At 69.3% G+C, this 22,552-nt stretch carries 18 protein-coding genes; 13 read left to right on the top strand and 5 right to left on the bottom strand.

The genetic code is table 11. The annotated features are described in order from the left end of the window. Positions 1–7 precede the first annotated feature (7 nt). Together GGR64_RS03165 and GGR64_RS03160 are read right to left on the bottom strand one after the other, a co-directional pair. Positions 8–2,710 carry a TonB-dependent receptor gene (locus GGR64_RS03165; RefSeq protein ID WP_260302678.1) on the bottom strand — a complete coding sequence of 901 codons (2,703 nt, stop codon included), beginning with the start codon at positions 2,708–2,710 and terminating at the stop codon, positions 8–10. 329 nt (positions 2,711–3,039) lie between these two features. Continuing rightward, the gene (locus GGR64_RS03160; protein ID WP_167087393.1) at positions 3,040–3,933 is read right to left on the bottom strand and encodes a LysR family transcriptional regulator; all 894 of its coding nucleotides are present in this window, start codon (positions 3,931–3,933) and stop codon (positions 3,040–3,042) included. 133 nt (positions 3,934–4,066) lie between these two features. Here GGR64_RS03160 and GGR64_RS03155 point away from each other — a divergent pair, with 133 nt between their 5' ends. Next, positions 4,067–5,044 (top strand): putative sulfate exporter family transporter, encoded by a 978-nt coding sequence (locus tag GGR64_RS03155; RefSeq protein WP_221236075.1) that lies wholly within the window; start codon positions 4,067–4,069, stop codon positions 5,042–5,044. Positions 5,045–5,071: 27 nt separating this feature from the next. Here GGR64_RS03155 and GGR64_RS03150 read toward each other — a convergent pair whose 3' ends face one another. After that, positions 5,072–5,953 carry an SDR family oxidoreductase gene (locus GGR64_RS03150; RefSeq protein ID WP_184643885.1) on the bottom strand — a complete coding sequence of 294 codons (882 nt, stop codon included), beginning with the start codon at positions 5,951–5,953 and terminating at the stop codon, positions 5,072–5,074. Between the two features lie 238 nt (positions 5,954–6,191). Between GGR64_RS03150 and GGR64_RS03145 the strand changes: the two genes are divergently transcribed. Together GGR64_RS03145 and GGR64_RS03140 are read left to right on the top strand one after the other, a co-directional pair. Then, positions 6,192–6,830 carry a DUF4142 domain-containing protein gene (locus GGR64_RS03145; protein ID WP_260302675.1) on the top strand — a complete coding sequence of 213 codons (639 nt, stop codon included), beginning with the start codon at positions 6,192–6,194 and terminating at the stop codon, positions 6,828–6,830. A 181-nt stretch (positions 6,831–7,011) separates the two neighbouring features. Continuing rightward, positions 7,012–8,025 carry a cation diffusion facilitator family transporter gene (locus GGR64_RS03140; protein ID WP_184643883.1) on the top strand — a complete coding sequence of 338 codons (1,014 nt, stop codon included), beginning with the start codon at positions 7,012–7,014 and terminating at the stop codon, positions 8,023–8,025. A gap of 279 nt (positions 8,026–8,304) precedes the next feature. Here the strand turns inward: GGR64_RS03140 and GGR64_RS03135 are convergent, their stop codons facing one another. Beyond that, positions 8,305–10,368, bottom strand: a complete 2,064-nt coding sequence (locus GGR64_RS03135; RefSeq protein WP_184643881.1) for a 3-hydroxyacyl-CoA dehydrogenase NAD-binding domain-containing protein — start codon at positions 10,366–10,368, stop codon at positions 8,305–8,307. 238 nt (positions 10,369–10,606) lie between these two features. Here GGR64_RS03135 and rpoE point away from each other — a divergent pair, with 238 nt between their 5' ends. The 9 genes from rpoE to recO all read left to right on the top strand — a co-directional run bounded on the left by rpoE (position 10,607) and on the right by recO (position 19,881). After that, the gene (rpoE, locus tag GGR64_RS03130; RefSeq protein ID WP_167087404.1) at positions 10,607–11,227 is read left to right on the top strand and encodes an RNA polymerase sigma factor RpoE; all 621 of its coding nucleotides are present in this window, start codon (positions 10,607–10,609) and stop codon (positions 11,225–11,227) included. Continuing rightward, positions 11,224–12,186 (top strand): sigma-E factor negative regulatory protein, encoded by a 963-nt coding sequence (locus GGR64_RS03125; protein ID WP_184643879.1) that lies wholly within the window; start codon positions 11,224–11,226, stop codon positions 12,184–12,186. Before rpoE ends, GGR64_RS03125 begins: the two co-directional genes overlap by 4 nt. A 99-nt stretch (positions 12,187–12,285) precedes the next feature. Continuing rightward, a complete protein-coding gene (locus GGR64_RS03120) occupies positions 12,286–13,821 on the top strand; it encodes a DegQ family serine endoprotease (RefSeq protein WP_184643877.1) in 1,536 nt (511 codons plus the stop codon). A 172-nt stretch (positions 13,822–13,993) separates the two neighbouring features. Next, complete coding sequence (gene lepA, locus GGR64_RS03115) at positions 13,994–15,784, top strand: translation elongation factor 4 (RefSeq protein WP_184644278.1); 1,791 nt, start codon at positions 13,994–13,996, stop codon at positions 15,782–15,784. 112 nt (positions 15,785–15,896) lie between these two features. Next, positions 15,897–16,697: a signal peptidase I gene (gene lepB, locus GGR64_RS03110; protein WP_167087410.1), complete on the top strand. Its 801-nt coding sequence runs from the start codon at positions 15,897–15,899 to the stop codon at positions 16,695–16,697. A gap of 20 nt (positions 16,698–16,717) precedes the next feature. Next, positions 16,718–17,095, top strand: a complete 378-nt coding sequence (locus GGR64_RS03105) for a DUF4845 domain-containing protein (protein WP_167087412.1) — start codon at positions 16,718–16,720, stop codon at positions 17,093–17,095. Beyond that, entirely contained in the window at positions 17,085–17,765 is a 681-nt protein-coding gene (gene rnc, locus GGR64_RS03100; RefSeq protein ID WP_167087414.1) for a ribonuclease III, read from the top strand. The genes GGR64_RS03105 and rnc overlap by 11 nt, the downstream gene beginning before the upstream one ends. Continuing rightward, on the top strand, positions 17,762–18,667 hold the full coding sequence (gene era / locus GGR64_RS03095; RefSeq protein WP_184643875.1) for a GTPase Era: 906 nt from the start codon (positions 17,762–17,764) through the stop codon (positions 18,665–18,667). Before rnc ends, era begins: the two co-directional genes overlap by 4 nt. A gap of 347 nt (positions 18,668–19,014) precedes the next feature. Further along, positions 19,015–19,881 carry a DNA repair protein RecO gene (gene recO, locus GGR64_RS03090; protein WP_326520302.1) on the top strand — a complete coding sequence of 289 codons (867 nt, stop codon included), beginning with the start codon at positions 19,015–19,017 and terminating at the stop codon, positions 19,879–19,881. A gap of 430 nt (positions 19,882–20,311) precedes the next feature. Here the strand turns inward: recO and GGR64_RS03085 are convergent, their stop codons facing one another. After that, a complete protein-coding gene (locus tag GGR64_RS03085) occupies positions 20,312–21,022 on the bottom strand; it encodes a response regulator (protein WP_184643871.1) in 711 nt (236 codons plus the stop codon). Positions 21,023–21,172: 150 nt separating this feature from the next. Between GGR64_RS03085 and rlmD the strand changes: the two genes are divergently transcribed. Beyond that, positions 21,173–22,519, top strand: a complete 1,347-nt coding sequence (rlmD, locus tag GGR64_RS03080; protein ID WP_184643869.1) for a 23S rRNA (uracil(1939)-C(5))-methyltransferase RlmD — start codon at positions 21,173–21,175, stop codon at positions 22,517–22,519. Positions 22,520–22,552 lie beyond the last annotated feature (33 nt).

Genomic DNA, 22,552 nt, shown 5'->3' with positions numbered 1-22,552 from the left:
CACCGACTCAGAACGTGTAGGTCGCTTCCAGGGCGAAGCGGCGCCCGAACAACTGGTAGCCGCCATCATCCTGGTTGGCGAGCCGGTTGCGCTTGTTGTCGCTGTAGGCGCGCAGTGGTTCGTTGGTCAGGTTGCCGACCTGGAACTTGAAGCCCAGGTGCTCGCTGTAGCGCCAGGCCAGGCTCAGGTCCACCGTGCCTTCGCTCTCCAGTCGCGCCAGCCGCGCCGCGTTCCAGCCGTACACCACAGTGTAGGGGCTGTGGTACTTGTAGCCGATCCGCGCTTCGAAACTGCCGTTGTTGTACCAGAGGTCCAGCGTGCCGGTGTTGCGCGCCAGGCCGCTGAGCGGCAGCGGATTGTCCGCCGGCGAGAACTCGTGCAGGTTGGACTCCACGTACGAGTAGTTCGAGTAGATGCCGAAGTTCTCCATGTGCGGGATGAAGAAGAACGGGGTCTGGAACGTCAGCTCGGCGCCGTTGATGTAGCCGCCGCCGCCATTGAACGGCCCGCTGATCAGGTAGTCGCGGCCGTCGATGGTCTCGTGCTGGGTCTTGTAGCCGATGCTCGAATCCACCCACTTGCGGTACAGCGCCAGCGCCGCCAGCGCTTCCTTGTGGAAGTACCACTCATAGGACAGGTCGAGCTGGGTGGCGCGGAACGGGTTGAGCTGCGGGTTGCCGCCGCTGCCGGTGAGCTGGCCGACGGTGGTGTTGGGATCGTCGAGCGCGCGTCCGGTACGCAGTTCGTCCAGCGGCGGCCGCGCCATCACCTTGGCCACCGACACGCGCAGGATGCGCTCGGGGTCGATCAGGAAGTTGACCGTGGCGCTGGGCAGTACGTCGGTGTAGGTCTTGCCGGCGCTACTCGGCTGCACCACGCCGCCGACGGTGTCGTAGCCATGGCTGTCGGTGTCGGTGTGGACCACACGCACGCCGGCGTTGCCGGTGACGTCCACGCCGAACCACTGCGCACTGAACACCGCCTTGGCGAAGGCCTCGCGCACGTTCTCCTCGACGTTCCAGTGGTCCAGGCGCTGTTCGGCGGCCAGGCCGGGATCGAAGCCGCCGAAGCCGAGCTTGGCGATCGCGTCCAGGTCGCCGCCGGTCAGCGTCGGCACGTTCAGATCCGGCATCGTCACCGGGTAGATCAGGTTCTGGTAGGCGGAGATCGGCTGCTCGTAGCCGGACTGGAAGCTGGTGAAGTGGCGGTTCTGCTTCTCGCGGCGTGCGGCGCGCGCGCCGAACTCCAGCGCGGTGACCGGCGAATCCTCGATCGCGCGGCTGGCGCTCAGTGCCAGCGCGGCGATGCGGTCGCGCAGCGCCTGCGGTTCGGTCTGGCCGCTGATGCCCCATTCCGGCGCATCGGAGCTGGTGCTGATGGTGGGGGTGACGCCATGGCGGAAGTCGAACGACACCGTGTCCGGGTTGCTGCCGAAGCGCACCGCGCGCCAGTCGTTGTCGCGCTTGGCCTGCGAGAACGACAGGTCGCTGCCCAGCGTCCACACGTCGCCGCGCCACTTGGCGTTGAGGCCGCCGGCCGCCAGCGTCTTGACCTCGTTGTAGTTGGCGATGACGTGGTCCACCTGCAGCTTGGAATTGGCCAGGGTGCCGGCGACCACGTCGCCGTCGACGATGGTGTAGGACGAACCGGGCGTGGTGTACGGGTTGCTGGCCGAGTAGATGCTGTAGCCGAGGTTGTTGAACCAGTTCTGGCGCTGGTCCTCGTCGATGCGGATGCGCGAGTACAGCCCGTCGAGCTTGAGTTCCAGGTTGCCCGAGCGCCACTGCACGGTGCCCATGGCGCCGGTGCGGGTCTGCTCGGTCAGCTTGAGCTGGTCGGCCGCGCCCCAGGGCGTGTAGTCGACCTTGCCGTCGCCATCGACGTCGCGCGCGCTGCTGGCGTCGGTGTAGCCCCAGGTGCCGATCGAGACGCCGGCGTTCTTCTGCTTCTGGTAGGTGGCGCCGAGCGCGACCGCCAGGTTGTCGTTGATGCGGTGGATCCAGCTCGCGCCCAGGCGCTGGCCCCACGGCGAGTAGTCGCGTGCGTCCTTGGCCTCGTCGTAGTAGACCGGGCCGGCGGTGGCGACGAAGGTCGGGCCGGTGTGATCGAGCGGGTTGATGGTGGAGATGTCCACGGTGGCGGCGATGCCGCCGGCGATCAGGTCCGCCGACGGGGTCTTGTAGACCTTGACGGTGGAGACGATCTCGGTGGGGAACACCTCCCAGCGCACCGCGCGGTTGGGTTCGGAGGAGGCGATCTCGCGGCCGTTGACCGTGCCCATGGTCATGCGCGGGCCCAGGCCGCGCACCGTGGCCAGACTTTCGTTGCCGCGGTCGCGGGTGCCGTTGACGCCGGGCAGGCGCACCAGCGCCTCGGCCACGGTGACGTTGGGCATCTGCCCCATGTTGTCGGCGGAGATCACCTCGACCACGTGGTCGTCGAGCTGCTTGGCCTGCACCGCCTGCTCCAGGCTGGCGCGCTGGCCGACCACCATCACGTTGTCCAGGGTGACCGGTTGCTGGCCGTTCTTGGCGTCGGGCGTGGCATCGGTTTTGGCGGGCGGCGTGGTCGACGGATCGGCGGTGGCGCTCTGCGCGTGCGCGGCGAAGTTGCCGGACAGGACCAGGACGATGGCCGCGCCCAGCAGGGTGCGGGCGGCAGGGCGATGCGCGCGCCGGCCGAGCGGGCGACGGAGCTGTTCCAAAGGCATTTTTGTTCCCTCCCAGGACAAAAAGTGACCGAGCAAGTTGGCATGGGCCGGAAGGGTCCGGTCCTGGGGGCATCGACAGGACGGCGTGCGTGACTGCAGGCTGTCCTGGTCGTTGTCCTCGATGGCGTGTCTGTCGGCGTGGCAGGGCGGGCGTGGCATGTCCTGCGGCGGCGCCGGGGACATCCCCGTTCCGCTGCCTTGGCGCGCGAGAGACCGGGAGCGAGGATAGAAGCGCAAGGCATTCCATTCCAATGAAGCATTTGCCGAGGGCTATCTCGTTTTGGAATGGATGTCGCGCGCTGCGGCGCGTCACCCGGTCTGCGCTGTGCTCAGGCCGTGGCGGATGGGGTCTGCAAGCCGAGCAGGGCGGCCGCCGCCGCGCCCAGGCTGCGTTCGCGGTGGTGCAGCGCATGGAAGGTGCGTTCGCTCAGCGTCACGGCGAGGCGCTGCAGGCGGCCGCTCTCCAGCCAAGGCGCCGCGGCCAGCTCCGAGATCGCCGCCAGGCTGTGCCCGGCCTGCACCGCCGACAGCACCGCTTCGTTGGAGGGCAGGGACAGCGCCACGCGCAGGCGGTCCGGGGCGATGCCGGCGGTGCGCAGCGCCGCCTCGAACGCCGAACGGGTGCCTGAGCCGGGCTCGCGCATGATCCAGGTGCTGTCCGCGACCAGCCGTGCCAGCCCGGGGCGGCGGCGCCCGGCCAGCGGGTGGTCCGGCGCGGCCACCACGCTCAGCCGGTCGTGGTCCAGCGGCGAACTCCGCAGTTCCGCGGCCTGCACGCGCCCCTCGACGAAGCCCAGTTCGGCGCGCCCCTCGCGTACCGCACGCGCCACGCTGTCGGTGTTGCCCACGCTCAGGCGGATCTCGATCTGCGGATAGCGCGCGTGGAACGCCATCAGCCGGGTCGGCAACCAGTAGCTGGCCACGGTCTGGCTGGCGTGCAGGTCGAGGGTGCCGCGCAGCACGCCGCGCCATTCGCTCAGCGCCAGCTCGGCGGCGCGGCTGCGCGCCAGGATCGCCTTGGCGTCCTCGCAGAACGCCGCCCCGGCCGCGGTCAGCACCAGGCCGCGGCCGACCCGGTCGAACAGCGCCACCCCGTACCGATGCTCCAGCGCCTTGATCGCGGCGCTGGCGGCCGACGGCGTGCGATGCGCGGCCTGCGCGCCAAGGGTCAGGTGCTGGCGCTCGGCCACCGCCACGAACAGCGCGAGTTGTTCCAGGGTCATGCGAGGACCGTTCGGATGGATCGAATGAAGTGTGCGCCATTATGCGATGGATCGAAATGGTCAACGGGCGCAATCTGCCGCCACTTCGATCCGGACCGCTCCCATGCGTACGCACTTGCACAGACCTTCGACCTTGCTGCCCGGGCTGGCCCTGGCCATCGCGGTGGCGGCGCTGGCCTGGCTGGCCGAGCGCGCGCAACTGCAGTGGCTGGGTCGGCGCTGGATCGACGCGCTGGTGTTCGCAATCGTGCTCGGCACGCTGCTGCGCACCGCCTGGCGGCTGCCGCCGTCCAGTCACGCCGGCATCGCCTTCGCCGCCAAACTGCCGCTGGAACTGGCGATCGTGCTGCTCGGCGCCTCGGTCGGCATCGGCGCCATCGGCGCCGCCGGCGGTCTGTTGCTGGGCGCCATCGCCGCGGTGGTGCTGCTGGCGATCGCGCTCGGCTACGGCATAGGCCGTGCGCTGGGGTTGCCGTCGCGGCTGGCCACGCTGGTCGCCTGCGGCAACGCGATCTGCGGCAATTCGGCGATCGTTGCCGCCGCGCCGGTGATCGATGCCGACTCCGGCGACGTCGCCGCCTCGATCGCGTTCACCGCCGCCCTGGGCGTGCTGGTGGTGCTGCTGCTGCCGCTGGCGGTGCCGTTGCTGGGGCTGGACCAGCGCCACTACGGCATCCTCGCCGGCATGACCGTCTACGCCGTGCCGCAGGTGCTGGCGGCGACCGTGCCGGTGGGCGCGGTCAGCGCGCAGGTGGGCGCGTTGGTGAAGCTGATGCGGGTGGTGATGCTGGGGCCGGTGATGCTGCTGCTGGGACTGATTCGCGGCGGATCGCCGGCGCAGCGGCGCCCGCTGCATGCGCTGGTGCCATGGTTCGTGTTCGGCTTCGTCGGCATGATGGGCCTGCGCGCGCTGGGCGTGCTGCCGGCGCCAGTGATCGAGGCGGCGCAAGCGCTGTCGCTGCTGTTGACCCTGGTGGCGATGGCGGCACTGGGGCTGTCGGTGAATCTGCGCAGCGTGCTCGCCTCCGGTGGCCGCGTGCTCGCCGCCGGCACGCTATCGCTGCTGGCGTTGGCCAGCCTCAGCGTGCTGCTGCTGCACTGGTTGCCGTAAGCGCGGTACGACGCGGCGCGTTCGTGGTCAGTCGCCGTGGATGCGGCCGCTCTCGCCAGCGCGGTACAGCGTGCCTTGTGGGTCGCGCGCCGGCTGCGCCTGCCGTTGCTGTTCGCTGCGCAGCGCCGAGAGCCGGTCGGCCAGGCGCGGCAGCAAGTGGGTCATCGCCACGTTGGCGCTGGCCAGCATGCCGACCTTGACATCGCGACCGCCGTGTTCGGCCGCATGCAGGATCGCCTCGGCGACCCGCAGCGGTGCGATCATCGGTTTGGGCAGCGTCGGTTCCTCGCGCAGATAGTTGCGCGCATGCTGCGGATACGGCGTGTTCACCGCGGTCGGCTGGATCAGCACCACCGATATCGGTGCGCCGTCCAGCTGGTCCAGTTCGATCCGCAAGGTATCGGTAAAGCCCTTTACCGCGTGCTTGGATGCCGCATACATGCCCTGTAGCGGAAGGGTCGCCTCGGAGGCCTCGCTGCCCAGATTGATCAGGGTGCCGCGCGAGGCCAGCAGATGCGGCAACGCCGCCATCGATCCATGCACCACGCCCCAGAAGTTCACGTCGAACAGGCGCCTGCTGTCGCCATCGTCCACATCGGCAAGCTTGCCGTAGATCGCCACGCCGGCGTTGTTCACCCAGGTGTCGACGCGCCCGAAGTGCCGGATCGCCACCGCCGCGGCTTCGTCCAGCTGCGTGCGCTCGGCGACATCGGCGACGACGGCGAGCGCGTCGCCGCCGCCATCGCGGATGGTCTGCACGGTCGCGTCGAGAACGCCCTGGCTGCGCGCCACCAGCACCAGGCGGGCACCGCGTTCGGCGGCCAGGAGTGCGGTACACAGGCCGATGCCGCTGGAGGCGCCGGTGATCACGATCACCTGTTGCGCGAGCGGAAGATGTCGCTGTGCCATGTGCTGTGCTCCGGAGTGGGATAGCCCCAGCCTGGGCCGCGGCGTGTTGAGGGGTGTGAGGTACGGATCGCGGTGGCGTCAATCGTCGCGGACATCACATAAATCTCCGCAAGCGATGCTGGTGCGCATTGGTCCCTTTTGCGGCTGCAGCATTTCGCATCGTCTGCACCCACGTTCAACCAAGCGCTCACGAGAGGCGGCAGAGCATGGCTGCACCTGTCATGCAAAGGAAATCGTCATGCGTCCTTCCCGTTCCGTTCTCTCCCTGGCGCTGGTGTCGGTCTTCGGCATCGGCCTGGCCCACGCACAGACCGATGCCTCCGGCCAGGCCGGCACGCGCGATCCCGGCGCGATGCAGCAGAACGCCCCGTCGACGACTGCCTCGCCGGCGTCGACCAGCATGCAAGGCGCGCGGACGGCTGCGCTCACCGAAAAGCAGGCGCTCGGCGTGCTGTCGGCGATCAACACCAGCGAGGTCAACGCCGCCAATCTGGCCCTGCAGAAGCAGGTCAAGGGCCCGGTGCGCGACTACGCCATGCAGATGGTGAAGGAGCATTCCGACAACAACGCCAAGATCGCGTCTTGGGGTCCCGACACCAAGGCCGCGCCTGCGCAGCAGCAGATGCAGAAGGCCAAGGTGGAAGCCGGCAAGCTGCAGGCATTGGACGGCGATCGCTTCGAGCAGGCCTACGTGGCGGCGATGGTCAAGGATCACCAGGCCGCCCTGCAGATGCTCGACAGCACGCTGATCCCTGCGGCCAAGACGCCGGAAGTGGCCGCGCATCTGCGCACCACGCGCGCGCATGTGGCCGAGCACCTGGCCAAGGCGCAGCAGCTGCAGAGCGCTGGCGCCACGCCGGCCGGTTCCAGCCGCTGAGCCATGCTGCGGGTCGCGGCCGAGCCGCCGCGACCCGCACCGCGACCGCGTCGCTCGCGGCGGCCGCGTGCGCGGCGTTTCGTTGCGGTCCAGGGCCGTCGCACCGGTGGTGTAATAGTCTCCGCGCAGGCGGCGGCCTAAGGTGGCGGCCATCTTCCTCCGCATCGCCATCGGTCGCCCCATGGGACACGATCACAGCCACGCCCCCACCGAAATCCGTCACGAGCAGCCCCTGTGGTGGGCGCTCGGCCTCACCGCGCTGTTCCTGGTGGTGGAGGTGGCCGGCGCCTTCCTCACCAACAGCCTGGCGCTGTTGTCCGACGCCGCGCACATGGCCACCGACACGCTGGCGCTGATGATCGCCTTGGTGGCGGTGCGGCTGAGCCGGCGCCCGCCCGATGCCAAGCGCAGCTATGGCTATGCGCGGCTGGAGGCGCTGGGCGCGCTGGTCAATGGCGCGCTGCTGTTCGTGGTGGCCGGCTACATCCTGTGGGAGGCGGTGCAGCGGTTCCGCCAGCCGCAGGAGATCGCCACCGTCGGCATGCTCGGCATCGCCGCGTTCGGCCTGCTGATCAACCTGATCTCGATGCGCCTGCTCAAGGCCGGCAGCGGCGAGAGCCTCAACATGAAGGGCGCCTACCTGGAAGTGTGGAGCGACATGCTCGGCTCGGTCGCGGTGATCGTCGGCGCGCTGGCGATCCGTGTCACCGGGTGGAAGCTGATCGATCCGATCCTGGCGGTACTGATCGGTCTGTGGGTACTGCCACGAACCTGGGTGCTGCTGCGCGAAGCGGTCAACGTGCTGCTGGAAGGCGTGCCCAAGGGCGTGGATCTGGATGCGGTGCGCGGCTACCTGCAGTCGGCGCCCGGCGTGGCCAGCGTGCACGACCTGCACGTGTGGGCGCTGGCCTCCAGCACGCCGGCGCTGACCGCGCACGTGGTGGTCGCCGAGGGCGGCGACGCCGATGCGCTGCGCGCTGCGCTGTGCGATGGCCTGCATGCGCAGTTCGACATCGACCACATCACCCTGCAGATGGAAGCCGGCCATTGCGGTGCCACCCCGTGCGGCGCGCCGGCCGCGGCGGGTGAGGGCGCTGGTCACGGTCATCATGGGCATGGTCACGAGGACCACGATCATGGTCATGCTCATCCCACACATGGGCACGGCCACATGCATGGGCATTCGCACTCGTAGGCAACACTGCTGCGTGATGGCGTTCGTGCAGGTGCGGTGCGTGTCCTCGGTCCGGAATTGGCTACCCGCGGCTATCGGCAATGCCGGTCGCGGCTGAAGCCGCTCCTACGAATCCTACAAGGGCGTCCGCCTCGACGGCTGCCTAGATGCCGAATCAGGTGCATGCGCTTCACGCAGCGCCGCGAGGCGCTTTCGTAGGAGCGGCTTCAGCCGCGACGCGCTTTCCCAATGGCGCCTATCGCGGTTGAAACCGTGCCTACATGTGAGCGCCTGCGCGCCTCAGACCACCGGCTCGCGCAACGCCGGCGACTCCCAGCCCGGGCGCGGCGCGAAGCGCTCGCCGTAGCGCGCCTGCAGCGCGCGCAGGCGGGCGAGCAGCACGTCGGCGCCAGCGGCACGGATGTGCTGGATCGGGCCGCCGCGGAACGGGGCGAAGCCGGTGCCGAAGATCACGCCGGCATCGAGCAGGTCGGCATCGGCGACCACGCCTTCGTGCAGGCAGGCGACCGCCTCGTTGAGCAGCGGCAGGATCAGGCGGTCCTCCAGATCGTCCGGCGCGTGATAGTCCTTGGGCAGTTCGGGCTTCTTGGCGCGGCCGTTCTCCCACGCGTACAGGCCCTGGCCGTCCTTCTTGCCGCGCTTGCCCGGCTCCACCGTCTGCAGCGCCGCCGGGATCGGCAGGCCCAGGAACGGCGCCAGTTCGGCGCCGACGCCGGCGGCCACGTCCAGGCCCACGGTGTCGATCAGTTCGATCGGGCCCATCGGCATGCCGAACTTGACCGCGGCCTTGTCGATCGCCGGGCCGGGAATGCCTTCGGCATAGGCGGTGGCCGCTTCCAGCATGTACGGGAACAGCACGCGGTTGACCAGGAAGCCGGGCGTGCCGGCGACCGGCACCGGCAGCTTGTCGATCGCCTTGCAGAACGCGGCCAGCCGCTTCTGGTTCTCCGGCGCCAGCCCGTCGTGGCAGACGATCTCCACCAGCGGCATCTGCGCCACCGGGTTGAAGTAGTGCAGGCCGCCGAACTGCGCCGGGCGCTGGATGTGCTCGCGCAGTTCGGTCAGCGGAATCGAGGAGGTGTTGGTGCTCAGCAGTGCGTTCGGCTGCATGCGCGGCTCCAGCGACTGGTACAGCTCGCGCTTGGCCTGCGGGTTCTCGATGATCGCCTCGATCACCAGATCGGCGGTCGGCACGCCGTCGCCGGCCAGGTCGCCCTTCAGGCGCGCCGCCACCGCCGGGCGCTTGCTGTCGTCCTTCACCCGCTTGGCGAACAGTTCGCCGGCGCGGCTCAACGCCCCGTCGATGAAACGCTGCTCGCGGTCCTGCAGGGTCACCTCGAAGCCCTTGTAGGCCGACCAGGCGGCGATGTCGCCGCCCATCACCCCGGCGCCGACCACGTGCACGTGGCGAATGCCGTGATCCTTGCCGCCCAGCGCCTTGAGCCGTTCGGTGAGGAAGAAGATGCGGATCAGATTGCGCGCGGTCGGCGTGCTGGCCAGCTTGACCACCGCCTTGCGCTCGGCGTCCAGGCGCGCCTGGATGCCGCTGCCGCCGCTGCGTTCCCACACGCCGATCAGCGCATACGGCGCCGGGTAGTGTTCCTTGCGCGCCTTGCGCGCCACCTGCTTGCGCATCTGCGGCGCCAGCAGCTTGCGCGCCGGCCAGGTGTTGGTGGCCCAGGCGGTGGCGCGCTGCTTGAAGGGACGGGCGCTGCCGGACAGCGCCAGCGCCACCGCGGTATCGGTCAGCACGGCCGGTGCGGCGACCTTGTCGACCAGGCCCATCGCCCGCGCCGCCGAAGCCGACACGGTGCGTCCGGTGAGCATCAGGTCCATCGCCGCCGGCGCACCGATCAGCCGCGGCAGGCGCGCGCTGCCGCCCCAGCCGGGGAAGATGCCGAGCTTGGTCTCGGGCAGGCCGATGCGGGTGGCCGCATCGCTGGAGGCCACGCGGTAGCGGCAGGCCAGGGCGATCTCGGTGCCGCCGCCCATGCAGAAGCCGTGGATCGCCGCGACCGTGGGGCAGGGCAGTTCCGCCAGCTTCTGGAAGGTGGACTGGCCGCGGCGGATGGCGTCGTTGACGGTGCCGCGGCGGTCGAATTCCTGGAACTCCTTGAGGTCGGCGCCGGCGATGAAGCCGTTGTCCTTGGCCGAGCGGATCACCACGCCCTTGGGCGGATCGATGGCGATGCGCTCGAGCAGGTCGCCCAGCTCCAGCAGCACGTCCTGCGACAGCGCGTTGACGGGCGCGTCCTGGCGGTCGAGGCTGAGCACGATCACGCCGTCGCCGCGAAAGTCCGCCTGCCAATGACTGAATCGGAGCCCGTCGAAGCCTGAAAGCATGGGGAGGACCATCCGCTTATGTATGGAGAAGATCGTTATCATCCAGAGGTTGTTTCCGTCGCGTCAAATCCCAATCCAAGGAATTGACGCGCGTCCCGCGACCGCTGGCCTTGCGCCAGCCTAACGGAACGCCGGTTAACGTCGTGGGGCGGCGATCCGCTGAGGGGCGCTGAACTTTTTTCCGAATTGGCGGTCAGAGGGTCCGACGTAGGTTGGGCTGACAGGAGTGCGGCCCGCTATGGCCGATGTCGAAACACCCCAGGAGCTGGACCTGGAACTGGTCCGGCGTGTGCAGCGCGGCGAAAGCGCGGCGTTCGATGTGCTGGTGCGCAAGTACCAACACCGGATCGTCGGCCTGATCGGGCGCTACATCGCCGACTGGAGCGAATGTCAGGACGTGGCCCAGGACACCTTCATCCGCGCCTACCGCGCGATGGGGAGCTTCCGCGGCGACGCCCAGTTCTCCACATGGTTGCACCGGATCGCCGTGAATACCGCCAAGAACTACCTGGTCGCGCACAACCGCAGGCCGCCCACCGACGATGTCGACGTGCTCGATGCCGAGCAGTTCGACAGCGGCACCCGCCTGCGCGACACCGACACGCCCGAGCGCGAGTTGATGCGCCAGGAGCTGGAGCAGACGGTGATGAAGGCGGTGAACGCGTTGCCGGAAGAATTGCGTACCGCCATCACCCTGCGCGAGGTGGAGGGCATGAGCTACGAGGACATCGCGCAGAAGATGGGCTGCCCGATCGGCACCGTGCGTTCGCGGATCTTCCGCGCCCGCGAGGCCATCGACGCCGAACTCCGTCCCCTGCTGGATACCGACAGCGCCACCCGTGAGCGACACCGCGTATGACCGAGAGCACGCCCTTTCCCAAGCCAGTGCCGGCGCCCGACAGCGCCGCGCCGGACAAGTTCGAGCTGCATTACCGGCAGCAACTGTCCGCCCTGATCGACGGCGAACTGCCGGCCGACGAAGCGCGTTTCGTGCTGCGCCGGCTGCAGCACGACGAGGAGCTGTCCGGCTGCCACGAGCGCTGGCAGTTGTGCGGCGACATCCTGCGCGGCCGCGTCAGCGTGCCGGCGCCCAGCGATTTCAGCGCCCGTGTGCGCCAGGCGGTGGCCGCCGAAGCGCAGCAGGCCGCGCGTGCCGAGGCGGCCAGCGCGGCCGGCAAGCGTCGCAGCTGGCGCTGGGGCGGCAGTGCGGCGCTGGCCGCCTCGGTCGCCGTGCTGGCCCTGTTCGTGACCCAGCGCCTGTCGCAGACCCCCGAGGCGCTGCCGCCGGCGCAGGTCGCCGATGCCACCGCGCCTGCGCCGACTCCGGCGGCGACCACGCCGCAGGTCCCGACGCCTGCACCTGGGCCGGCCGATCCGCAGGGCGATCTCGCCGCAGCCGTTGCTGCGGCGCCGGCGATGGCGATCGCCGCCAACCGCCGCCAGGACGCCGCGGCGCGACGCGAGGCCACGCGCAGCGAACAGGCCGCGCGCACCCGCAGCGTCCCCGCCGAGCGCGCCTACGCGGCGGCGGCGGCCGCCAAGCCGCGCGCCAAGGCGCCGGCGCAGACGCCGTTCGTGGCGCCGGTCGCTGTGCCCCCGACGATGGTCGCGCAACACGCCAGCGATCCGTTCGGGCATCCGGCAACGCCGCTGCAGGCCCGGCCGTGGCCGCGCTCGACCCTGCCGGCCGCCGACGCCGGCAGCGAATTCACCGCCAGCTTCCCGCACAGCGGCGCGGACCCGGCGGCGTTCTATCCGTTCGAACCCCGATTGCCTGCCGACGCCGCGGCCAACCCGCCGCCGCATCCGCAGCCCTGACCCCGCGCGCCGGCAGGCGTCCGTGCTGCGTCCCGGCGCGTGGTCCCCGTTGCTTCGTTCCCTCGTTCTTCCCCTTCCCGAACCGGAGGCTCGCGTCCGATGACTCACCGTATCCGCCACCATCTGTTGGGCCTGCTGGCGCTGACCGTGCCGCTGGCCGCCTGCGCGCAGCAGCCCAGCCCCAGCGCCGTCAGCACCACGCCGCCGGCCGCGCAGTCCGCGCCCGCGCCGCAGCTGGTCGGCAATCTTCCCGACTTCACCCGCCTGGTCGAACAGGTCGGTCCGGGCGTGGTCAATGTCGAGACCACCATCAGCCGCCGCGCCGCGGCCGCGCGCTCCGGCGGCGGCATGCCCGACGACGACCAGATCCCCGAGTTCTTCCGCCGCTTCTTCGGTCCGGACGGCATGCCGGGCATGCCCGGGCAGCCGCGCGGCGGCGCGCCGGATGACGATGGCGGCCCCGCCGGGCGCTCGATGGGCTCGGGCTTCATCATCTCGCCCGACGGCTACGTGCTGACCAACCACCACGTGGTCGACGGCGCCAGCGAGGTCAAGGTCAAGCTCACCGACCGCCGCGAGTTCACCGCCAAGGTGGTCGGCAGCGACCAGCAGTACGACGTGGCCTTGTTGAAGATCGACGGCAAGAACCTGCCGACGGTGCGCATCGGCGACTCCAACCTGCTCAAGCCCGGCCAGTGGGTGGTGGCGATCGGCTCGCCGTTCGGCCTGGACCACTCGGTCACCGCCGGCATCGTCAGCGCCACCGGCCGCAGCAATCCCTACGCCGACCAGCGCTACGTGCCGTTCATCCAGACCGACGTGGCGATCAACCAGGGCAACTCCGGCGGCCCGCTGCTCAACACCCGTGGCGAGGTGGTCGGCATCAATTCGCAGATCTTCTCCGCCTCCGGCGGCTACATGGGCATCAGCTTCGCGATCCCGATCGACCTGGCGATGAGCGCGGTCGAGCAGATCAAGAAGACCGGCAAGGTCACCCGCGCGCAGCTCGGGGTCATGGTCGGCGCCATCGATTCGCTGAAGGCGCAGGGCCTTGGCCTGCCGGATACCCGCGGCGCCCTGGTCAACCAGCTCGTCCAGGGCAGCCCGGCGGCCAAGGCCGGCCTGGAAGTGGGCGACGTGATCCGCACCGTCAACGGCACCGAGATCGGCGCCTCCAGCGACCTGCCACCGATGATCGGCGCGATGCAGCCGGGCGCCAAGGTGCGCCTGGGCATCCTGCGCGACGGCAAGCCGCGCGAGCTGACCGTGCAACTGACCGCGCTGGCCGACGACGCCCAGGCCAATGCCGGTCCGGCGGTCGGCGACAACGCCGCCCCGGCCACCGGCGCCAACGCGCTGCTCGGCATCGACGTGGCCGATCTGGACGCGGCCACCCGCCAGCAGCTGGGCCTGGAGCCGGGCAAGGGCGTGCGCATCACCGCGGTGACCGGCCGCGCCGCGCGCGAGGCGCAACTGGTGCCGGGCATGGTGATCCTGCAGGTCGGGCGTACCCCGGTCGGCAGCGTGGCGGCCCTGAACCAGCAGTTGAGCGCCTACAAGAAGGGCGATGTGGTGATGCTGCTGATCCGCGTCCGCGACACCACCAGCTTCGTCGCGGTGCGCGCCGGCGGCTGATCCGCGCGCCCGGCCGAGGCCGGGCACCGTCCCGGGCGCCGATCCAGAGCGGTCGGCGCCCCGGGACGGGGGCGAATCCGGCGGCCGTCACCAGCGGCCGCCGGCCATGCGATAATGGCCCGTTATCCTGACGACGGTCCTGGCCGCCGCCCACCTCATGTCCTCTGATTCGATGCGGAACATCCGCAATTTCTCCATCATCGCCCACGTCGACCACGGCAAATCGACCCTGGCCGATCGCATCATCCAACTCTGTGGCGGCCTGCAGGCGCGCGAGATGGAAGCGCAGGTGCTCGATTCCAACCCGATCGAGCGCGAGCGCGGCATCACCATCAAGGCCCAGTCCGTGTCGCTGCCGTACACCGCGCAGGACGGGCAGGTCTACCACCTGAACTTCATCGACACCCCTGGCCACGTCGACTTCTCCTACGAGGTCAGCCGCTCGCTGGCCGCCTGCGAGGGCGCGCTGCTGGTGGTGGATGCGGCGCAGGGCGTGGAAGCGCAGTCGGTGGCCAACTGCTACACCGCGGTGGAGCAGGGCCTGGAAGTGGTGCCGGTGCTGAACAAGATCGACCTGCCCACCGCCGACATCGACCGCGCCAAGGCCGAGATCGAGGCGGTGATCGGCATCGACGCCACCGACGCGGTCGCGGTCAGCGCCAAGACCGGGCTGAACGTGCGCGACGTGCTGGAGGCGATCGTGCAGCGCATCCCGCCGCCGGTGCCGCGCGACACCGACAAGCTGCAGGCGCTGATCATCGACTCCTGGTTCGACAACTACCTGGGCGTGGTCTCGCTGGTGCGGGTGATGCAGGGCGAGATCAAGGCCGGCGACAAGCTGCTGGTGATGTCCACCGGCCGCACCCACCAGGTCGACAGCGTCGGCGTGTTCACGCCCAAGCGCAAGCCGCTGCCGGCGCTGCGCGCGGGCGAGGTGGGCTGGGTCACCGCCAGCATCAAGGACGTGCACGGCGCGCCGGTCGGCGACACCCTGACCCTGGCCGGCGACCCGGCCAGCAAGCCGTTGCCGGGCTTCCAGGAAATGCAGCCGCGCGTGTTCGCCGGCCTGTTCCCGGTGGATGCGGAGGACTACACCAACCTGCGCGAGGCGCTGGACAAGCTGCGCCTGAACGATGCGGCGCTGCGCTTCGAGCCGGAAAGCTCCGAGGCGATGGGCTTCGGCTTCCGCTGCGGCTTCCTCGGCATGCTGCACATGGAGATCGTGCAGGAGCGCCTGGAGCGCGAGTACAACCTGGACCTGATCAGCACCGCACCGACCGTGGTCTACGAAGTGCTGAAGACCGACGGTTCGATCATCAGCATGGACAACCCGGCCAAGCTGCCGCAGTTGAACATGGTCGAGGAGATCCGCGAGCCGATCATCCGCGCCAACATCCTCACCCCCGAGGAATACATCGGCAACATCATCAAGCTGTGCGAGGAAAAGCGCGGCAGCCAGATCGGCATCAACTACCTGGGCAGCCAGGTGCAGATCAGCTACGAGCTGCCGATGGCCGAGGTGGTGCTGGACTTCTTCGACAAGCTCAAGTCGGTCAGCCGCGGCTACGCCTCGCTGGACTACCACTTCGTGCGTTTCGACGCCGGTCCGTTCGTGCGCGTGGACGTGCTGATCAACGGCGACAAGGTCGATGCGCTGTCGCTGATCGCGCACCGCAGCCACGCCGACCGCCGCGGCCGCGAGCTGTGCGAGAAGATGAAGGATCTGATCCCGCGGCAGATGTTCGACGTGGCGATCCAGGCCGCGATCGGCTCGCAGATCATCGCCCGCACCACGGTCAAGGCGATGCGCAAGAACGTGCTGGCCAAGTGCTATGGTGGCGACGTCTCGCGCAAGAAGAAGCTTCTGGAAAAGCAGAAGGAAGGCAAGAAGCGCATGAAGCAGGTCGGCCGCGTGGAAATCCCGCAGGAAGCCTTCCTGGCGGTGCTGCAGATGGACAAGTAACTGGGAATGGGGATTCGGGATTGGAGATTGGCCAAGGCAGACGCGTCTGCCGTCATCCCGTTCTTGCGAATCCCATCTCCCCAATCCCCAATCCCGTTCCGAAGGAACCCGAATGAAATGGTTTGAAATCGCGCTGGTGGTGCTGACCTTCGCCACCGGCATCATCACCCTGCTGGACAAGCTGTTCTTCGCCAAGCGCCGCGCCGCGCGGGCCGGGTTGCTGGACGCCGAGCCGGTGCTGGTGGACTACTCGCGGGCGTTCTTCCCGGTGCTGGCGGTGGTGCTGATCCTGCGCAGCTTCATCGCCGAGCCGTACAAGATCCCGTCCAGCTCGATGATGCCGAACCTGCTGGTCGGCGATTTCATCCTGGTCAACAAGTTCTCCTACGGCTTCCGCCTGCCGATCACCAACCAGAAGATCATTCCGGTGGGCGAGCCCAAGCGCGGCGACGTGGTGGTGTTCAAGCCGCCGCACAAGCCGGACGAGAACTGGATCAAGCGCGTGATCGGCCTGCCGGGCGATCGCATCGGCTTCCACGGCGACACCCTGTACATCAACGGCACGCCGATGAAGTACAAGGTGATGGGCGAGTACGTCGGCAAGGGCAAGGGCGCGGAAATGACCGGCGCCACGCTGCTGACCGAGTACCTGCCGGGCCGTACCCACACCGAACTGGAATGGATCGACCGCAACAACCCGGCCGGCCAGGGCGACTGGGTGGTGCCGCCGGGCAAGTATTTCGTGATGGGCGATAATCGCGACAACAGCGAGGACAGCCGGTTCTGGACCCAGACCCACTTCCTGCCCGAAGAGAACCTGCGCGGCAAGGCGTTCCTGATCTGGCTCAATTGCGAAGGGTGGTTCTGCAGCGGCAGTTTCGATCCGTCGCGGATCGGAACGGCCATCCAGTGACTGGCGTGAGGGGAAGCGCGATGAAGCACAAGCAAAGTGGCATGACCTTAACCTCGTTCGTGATCGTGCTGGCGGTGGTCGGGTTCTTCGTCTACATCGGCATGAAGCTGTTCCCGATGTACATGGAGTTCTACGCGGTGCGCTCGGCGATGAAGGGCCTGGCGACCGAAACCGGAAGCGCCGAGATTGACCCGTCGCAGGTCAAGGCCTCGCTGTTCCGGCGCCTGGACATCAACAATTCGGACAACGTCAAGCCGAGTGACGTCACCTTCGAGCGCACCGATACCGGCGTGAAGATGCACGTGGCCTACGAAGTGCGCCGCCCGCTGATCGCCAATCTGGACGTGGTCGGCAAGTTCGACGCCACCCAGGACCTGACGACGCGTGGTGGCCAGTAAGACCATCCTGCGCGGCGACCGCATCGGTCACCGCTTCGCCGAACCGCAGCTGCTGGCGCAGGCGCTGACCCATCGCAGCGCCGGTGCGCCGCACAACGAACGCCTGGAATTCCTCGGCGACGGCATCGTCAACCTGCTGATCGCCGAGGCGCTGTACCAGCGCTGGCCCAAGGCCGACGAAGGCGCGCTGACCCGCGCCCGTGCCGAACTGGTGCGCGAGGCCTCGCTGGCCGCGATCGGTCGGCAACTGGAGCTGGGCGAACGCCTGACCCTGGGGCCGGGCGAGATGAAGTCCGGCGGCCATCGCCGCGACTCGATCCTGGCCGATGCGGTGGAGGCCGTGGTCGCGGCGATCTACCTGGACGCCGGCTTCGAGGCCTGTCGCGCCACGATCCTGCCCTGGTTCGAGGCCGCGCTGGCGGCGCTGCCGGTCGGCAAGGTGGAGAAGGACGCCAAGACCCGCCTGCAGGAATGGCTGCAGGCCCGGCAGCGGAGCCTGCCGGCCTATGAACTGATCAGCGAGACCGGCGACGACCACGCCAAAGTATTCCGGGTACGCTGCGTACTCGCCGAGCCCGCCCTGGTCACCGAGGGCGAGGGCACCTCGCGGCGCCTGGCCGAGCAGCAGGCCGCCGCCGCCGCCATCGAGCAACTGGATTCGAGCAAGTGAACGAACAAGCCCCCCCCCCTTACCGCAGCGGCAGCGTGGCCGTGATCGGCCGCCCCAACGTGGGCAAGTCCACCCTGACCAACGCCCTGGTGGGCGCCAAGGTCAGCATCGTCTCCAACCGGCCGCAGACCACCCGGCACCGGCTGCTCGGCATTGCCAGCTTCCCGGCCGGTCAGTTGCTGCTGGTCGACACCCCCGGCCTGCACCGCGAGCAGAAGCGCGCGATGAACCGGGTGATGAACCGCGCCGCGCGCGGCTCGCTGGAAGGCGTGGACGCCGGCCTGCTGGTGATCGAGGCCGGGCGCTGGGACGACGAGGACACGCTGGCGTTCAACGTGCTCAGCGACGCTGGCATCCCGGTGGTGCTGGTGGTCAACAAGGTCGACCGGCTCAAGGACAAGACCGCGCTGCTGCCGTTCCTGCAGCAGGTCAGCGAGGGCCGCAGCTTCGCCGCGGTGCATCCGATCTCCGCGCTCAAGCGCAAGGGCCTGGAAGCGCTGGTGCGCGATCTGCTGGCGCTGGTGCCGGAAGCGCCGCCGATGTTCGGCGAGGACGAGATCACCGACCGCAGCCAGCGCTTCCTGGCCGGCGAACTGGTGCGCGAGCAGTTGATGCGCCAGCTCGGCGAGGAACTGCCGTACGCGACCACCGTGGAGATCGAGCGCTTTGCCGAGGATGGCGCACTGCTGCGCATCGGCGCGGTGATCTGGGTCGAGCGCGAAGGCCAGAAGGCGATCGTGATCGGCAAGGGCGGCACCCGCCTCAAGGACATCGGCGCCAAGGCCCGCCAGCAGATGGAGCGCCTGTTCGGCGCCAAGGTGTTCCTTGAGACCTGGGTGCGCGTGCGCGAGGGCTGGTCCGACGACGAGGCCGCGCTGAAGGCGTTCGGCTACGGGGAGTGAAGCCGGGAAGCCGGGATTGGGGATTCGGGATGAACAGCCTGCGGCTGTTGGAAGCCGGGATGACAGCCTTCGGCTGTTGGAACCCGGGATTCGGAAGCTCTGCTATATCAAGGCAAGGATGGCGTTTTTTGTAGGAGCGGCTTTAGCCGCGACGGGCGTCACCGGTAACCGCTGTCGCGGCTAATCCTACAAGAGGGGACAAGAGGCGCACCTACAAAAGGCCCAGCCTTGCTCGACACCGATTCAATTCGATACAGAGTCGTTTCCCGTTTCCCGTTTCCCGTTTCTCGCGCACCCGTTCCGCCCCCTGACCGCCGCTCCTGCGAATCCCGAATCCCCACTCCCGAATCCCCGCCTTGATCGAGCACGAACCCGGTTTCGTCCTGCATGCGCGGCCCTGGCGCGAGACCAGCCTGCTGGTGGAGGTGCTGAGCGTGCACCACGGCCGGCTCGGCGTGCTGGCGCGCGGCGTGCAGGGGCCGAAGAAGCAGGCCCTGCGCGCGGCGCTGCAGCCGCTGCAGTCGATCCACTTCAGTGCGCAGCGGCGCGGCGAGCTGGCGCAGTTGCGCGCGGCCGAGGCCGTGGACACGGCGCCGCGGCTCAGCGGCGAGGCGATGCTGGCCGGGTTCTATATCAACGAACTGACCCTGCGCCTGGCGCCGCGCGACGATCCGGCACCGGACCTGTACCTGGCCTACGCGCGGGTGCGCGCGCGGCTGGCCGCCGAGGCGCCGCTGGCCTGGTCGCTGCGCTGCTTCGAACGCGATCTGCTGGAGGCGCTGGGCGTGGGCTTCGACCTGCGCCACGACGGCGACGGCGACCCGATCGACCCGGCCGCGCGCTACGTGCTGGACGCCGAACACGGGCCGCGGCGGCTGTTGAGCGACCGCGGCCACGACCAACGCAGCGGCATGGCCACCGGCCGCGCCTTGTTGGCCCTGGCCGACGACACCGAACCGGTCGCCGAGGATCTGCCTGGCCTGCGCCGCGGCATGCGCGTGGTGCTGCTGCACCACCTCGGCGGCCGCGGCCTGAAGTCCTGGGAAATGGTCGAGGACCTGGCGCGCCAGCGCAGCGCCGCCGCCGCGGCGTCGGAGTCGGAGTCGGCAGCGCCCGCGACGCCGGAGCCGGGCGCCGAGCTGGATGCGCAACGCGATTCGACGTCGGCGTCCACGCCGGAAGCGCCGCGGTCGCCGTCCTCAGCGGAGTCGTGATCGGGGAGGGTCGGCGGCGCGAGTCGGCACGTGGGCCGCGTTCGTCACACCTCGACCGAATGCAGCTTGCCCCGTAGGAATGACCTCGGTGGCGACATCGCCAGCGCCATTGTGCCGCCGTCGCCGTCGTCGTACCGCGGGATCAATGGGGGATGCGAGGGCGGCCGGCTGAAAGGCCGCCATGGCCACGTCTGGGAGCGTGCGCGGGTCGCGCCTCAAGCCGCTCTACGCCGACTCGTGCAGAAGACGGGAATCCATCCCTACTCCCCAATCCCTGCTCTGGGACGGGAGGCCAGATGGGTCGAGGGGGCTGCGGTGGGGCCGCCTTTGGCATATCCGGGTGCGCGCGGGTCGCGGCTGAAGCGTTCCCACACCCATTGCCACAGAAGACCGGGCGTCATCCCCAATCCCCAATCCCCAATCCCAGCGTTCAGTGCAACAACGCCGCCACCGCCTCGCTGAACTGGTGGCGTGCCTGCGAGGAAGCCGGGTCGCCGTGCAGCTGGCGCACGGCACGCGCCAGGCGGGCGGCGCCGACGAAGCCGCAGCTGGCCTGCAACCGGTGCAGGTGGGTGCGCACGGCCTGCTCGTCGCTGAGCTGCAGGGCCGAGGCGACCGCGTCGCGGGTGACCGGCAGTTCGGCCAGGAACAGCTCGCGCAGGGCGATCAGATGCGCGCGCTCGCCGTTGAGTGCGGCCAGCGCGGTGGTCTCGTCCCAGTCCAGGGTCGGCTCGGCGCTCCCGGGCGTGCCGCCGAGGCGGCCGCGGGCGAGCAGCCGGCGTACCGATTGCAGCAGCCGTTCGGTGCTGAGCGGCTTGAGCAGCACGTCGGCGAAGCCGGCGTCGAGCAACTGCGCGCGGACCGTGGCGCTGGCGTCGGCGGTATGCGCCAGGCCGAGGGTGCCGGGGCATTGCTGCTGCAACTGGTGCAGCAGCTCGCTGCCGCTGCCGTCGGGCAGGTTGGCGTCGATCAGCCAGAGGTCGTGCGCCTGCGTCTGCGCGCGGGCGAGGGCGCTGGCGACCGAGTCGGCCAGGTCCACCTGGGCCGGCAGCGACTGCAGTGTCGCGTCGAAGAAGGCGCGGCTGATCGGGTCGTCTTCGACGAGCAGCAGTCGCGTTACCGGGTCCTGGATCGATGCCATGCTATGCCTCCATGCGGCGTGTTCGCATCCCGCGCGGCGGCGCGCGTGCGTCGCGCCACTTTGCCTCGCCGGCGCGGCAATCGCAAGCCGGTCCCGGCCCGGTCCATCTGCGACAATGGCGGCCCTTTTCCGCCCGCAGCCTGTTGCCACGTGGCCCGATCCAGAAACCGTCTCGACCGCACGCCCTTCCAGACCGACATCGCCGACCTCAGCCACGACGGCCGCGGCGTCGCCCGCCGCGAGGGCGACAAGGTCGCCTTCGTCGCCGGCGCGTTGCCCGGCGAGACCGTCCTCGCCGAACCCACCGCACGCAACCGCCACTTCGACGAGGCGCGCACCGTGCAGGTGCTGCAGGCCTCGCCGCAGCGGGTGACGCCGCGCTGTCCGCATTTCGGGGTCTGCGCCGGCTGCGTGCTGCAGCACCTGGCCGAGGACCAGCAGATCGTCGCCAAGCAGCGGGTGCTGACCGAGAACCTGGAGCGCATCGGCCACGTGACCCCGCAGGCGGTGCTGCCGGCGCTGACCGGCGCGCCCTGGGGCTACCGGCGCAAGGGCCGCTTCTCGGTGCGGCGGGTGGAAAAGAAGGACAAGACCCTGGTCGGCTTCCGCGAGCAGGACCCGCGCTTCGTCGCCGACCTTTCGGTGTGCCACACGGTGATCCCGCAGATCGGCTTCAAGGTGACCGCGCTGGCCGACCTGGTCGAAAGTCTGGACGGCAAGCGCGACATCCCGCAGATCGAGTTCATCGCCGGCGACGCGGCGGTGGCGCTGACCTTTCGTCACATGCAGCCGCTGAGCGCGCGCGACCAGGCCGCGCTGATCGCCTTCGCCCAGGAACACGACTTCGCCATCTTCCTGCAGCCCGGCGGCGTGGACAGCGTGCATCCGCTGTATCCGCAGGAGGTGCCGCTGTCGTTCCGGCTGCCGCAGTGGGACGTGGAGCTGGCGTTCCGGCCGCTGGACTTCATCCAGGTCAATGCCGCGCTCAACGAGAAGATGATCGCGCACGCGCTGGCGCTGCTCGACGCGCAACCCGGCGACCGGGTGCTGGACCTGTTCTGTGGCTTGGGCAACTTCACCCTGCCGCTGGCGCGCACCGTGCGCGAGGTGGTCGGCGTGGAAGGCGACGCCGGGCTGGTGGCGCGTGCGCGGGAGAATGCACAGCGCAACGGCCTGAACAACGCCCAGTTCTTCGCCGCGGACCTGACCCAGGACCAGCGCCAGGCGCCGTGGATGCGCCAGGGCTTCGACAAGCTGCTGCTCGACCCGCCGCGCTCCGGCGCGCTGGAGGTGCTGCAGCAACTGCCGCTGAAACAGTTCCAGCGCATCGTCTACGTCAGTTGCCATCCCGGCTCGCTGGCGCGCGACGCCGGCTATCTGGTCAACGATCAAGGCTTCGTGCTCAAGGCCGCCGGTGCGATGGACATGTTCCCGCATACCGCGCATGTGGAGAGCATTGCGGTGTTTGAGAAGCTGGGAATGGGGAAACGGGATTAGGGATTCGTTACGGCGGCTGCGCGCGCGGTTTAA

It is taken from the genome of Xanthomonas sp. 3307, from assembly GCF_014199735.1.
Lineage (GTDB): Bacteria > Pseudomonadota > Gammaproteobacteria > Xanthomonadales > Xanthomonadaceae > Xanthomonas_A > Xanthomonas_A rydalmerensis.
The sequence above is the reverse complement of the archived record's forward strand: the minus strand, read 5'-3'. Positions and strand labels throughout refer to the sequence as shown.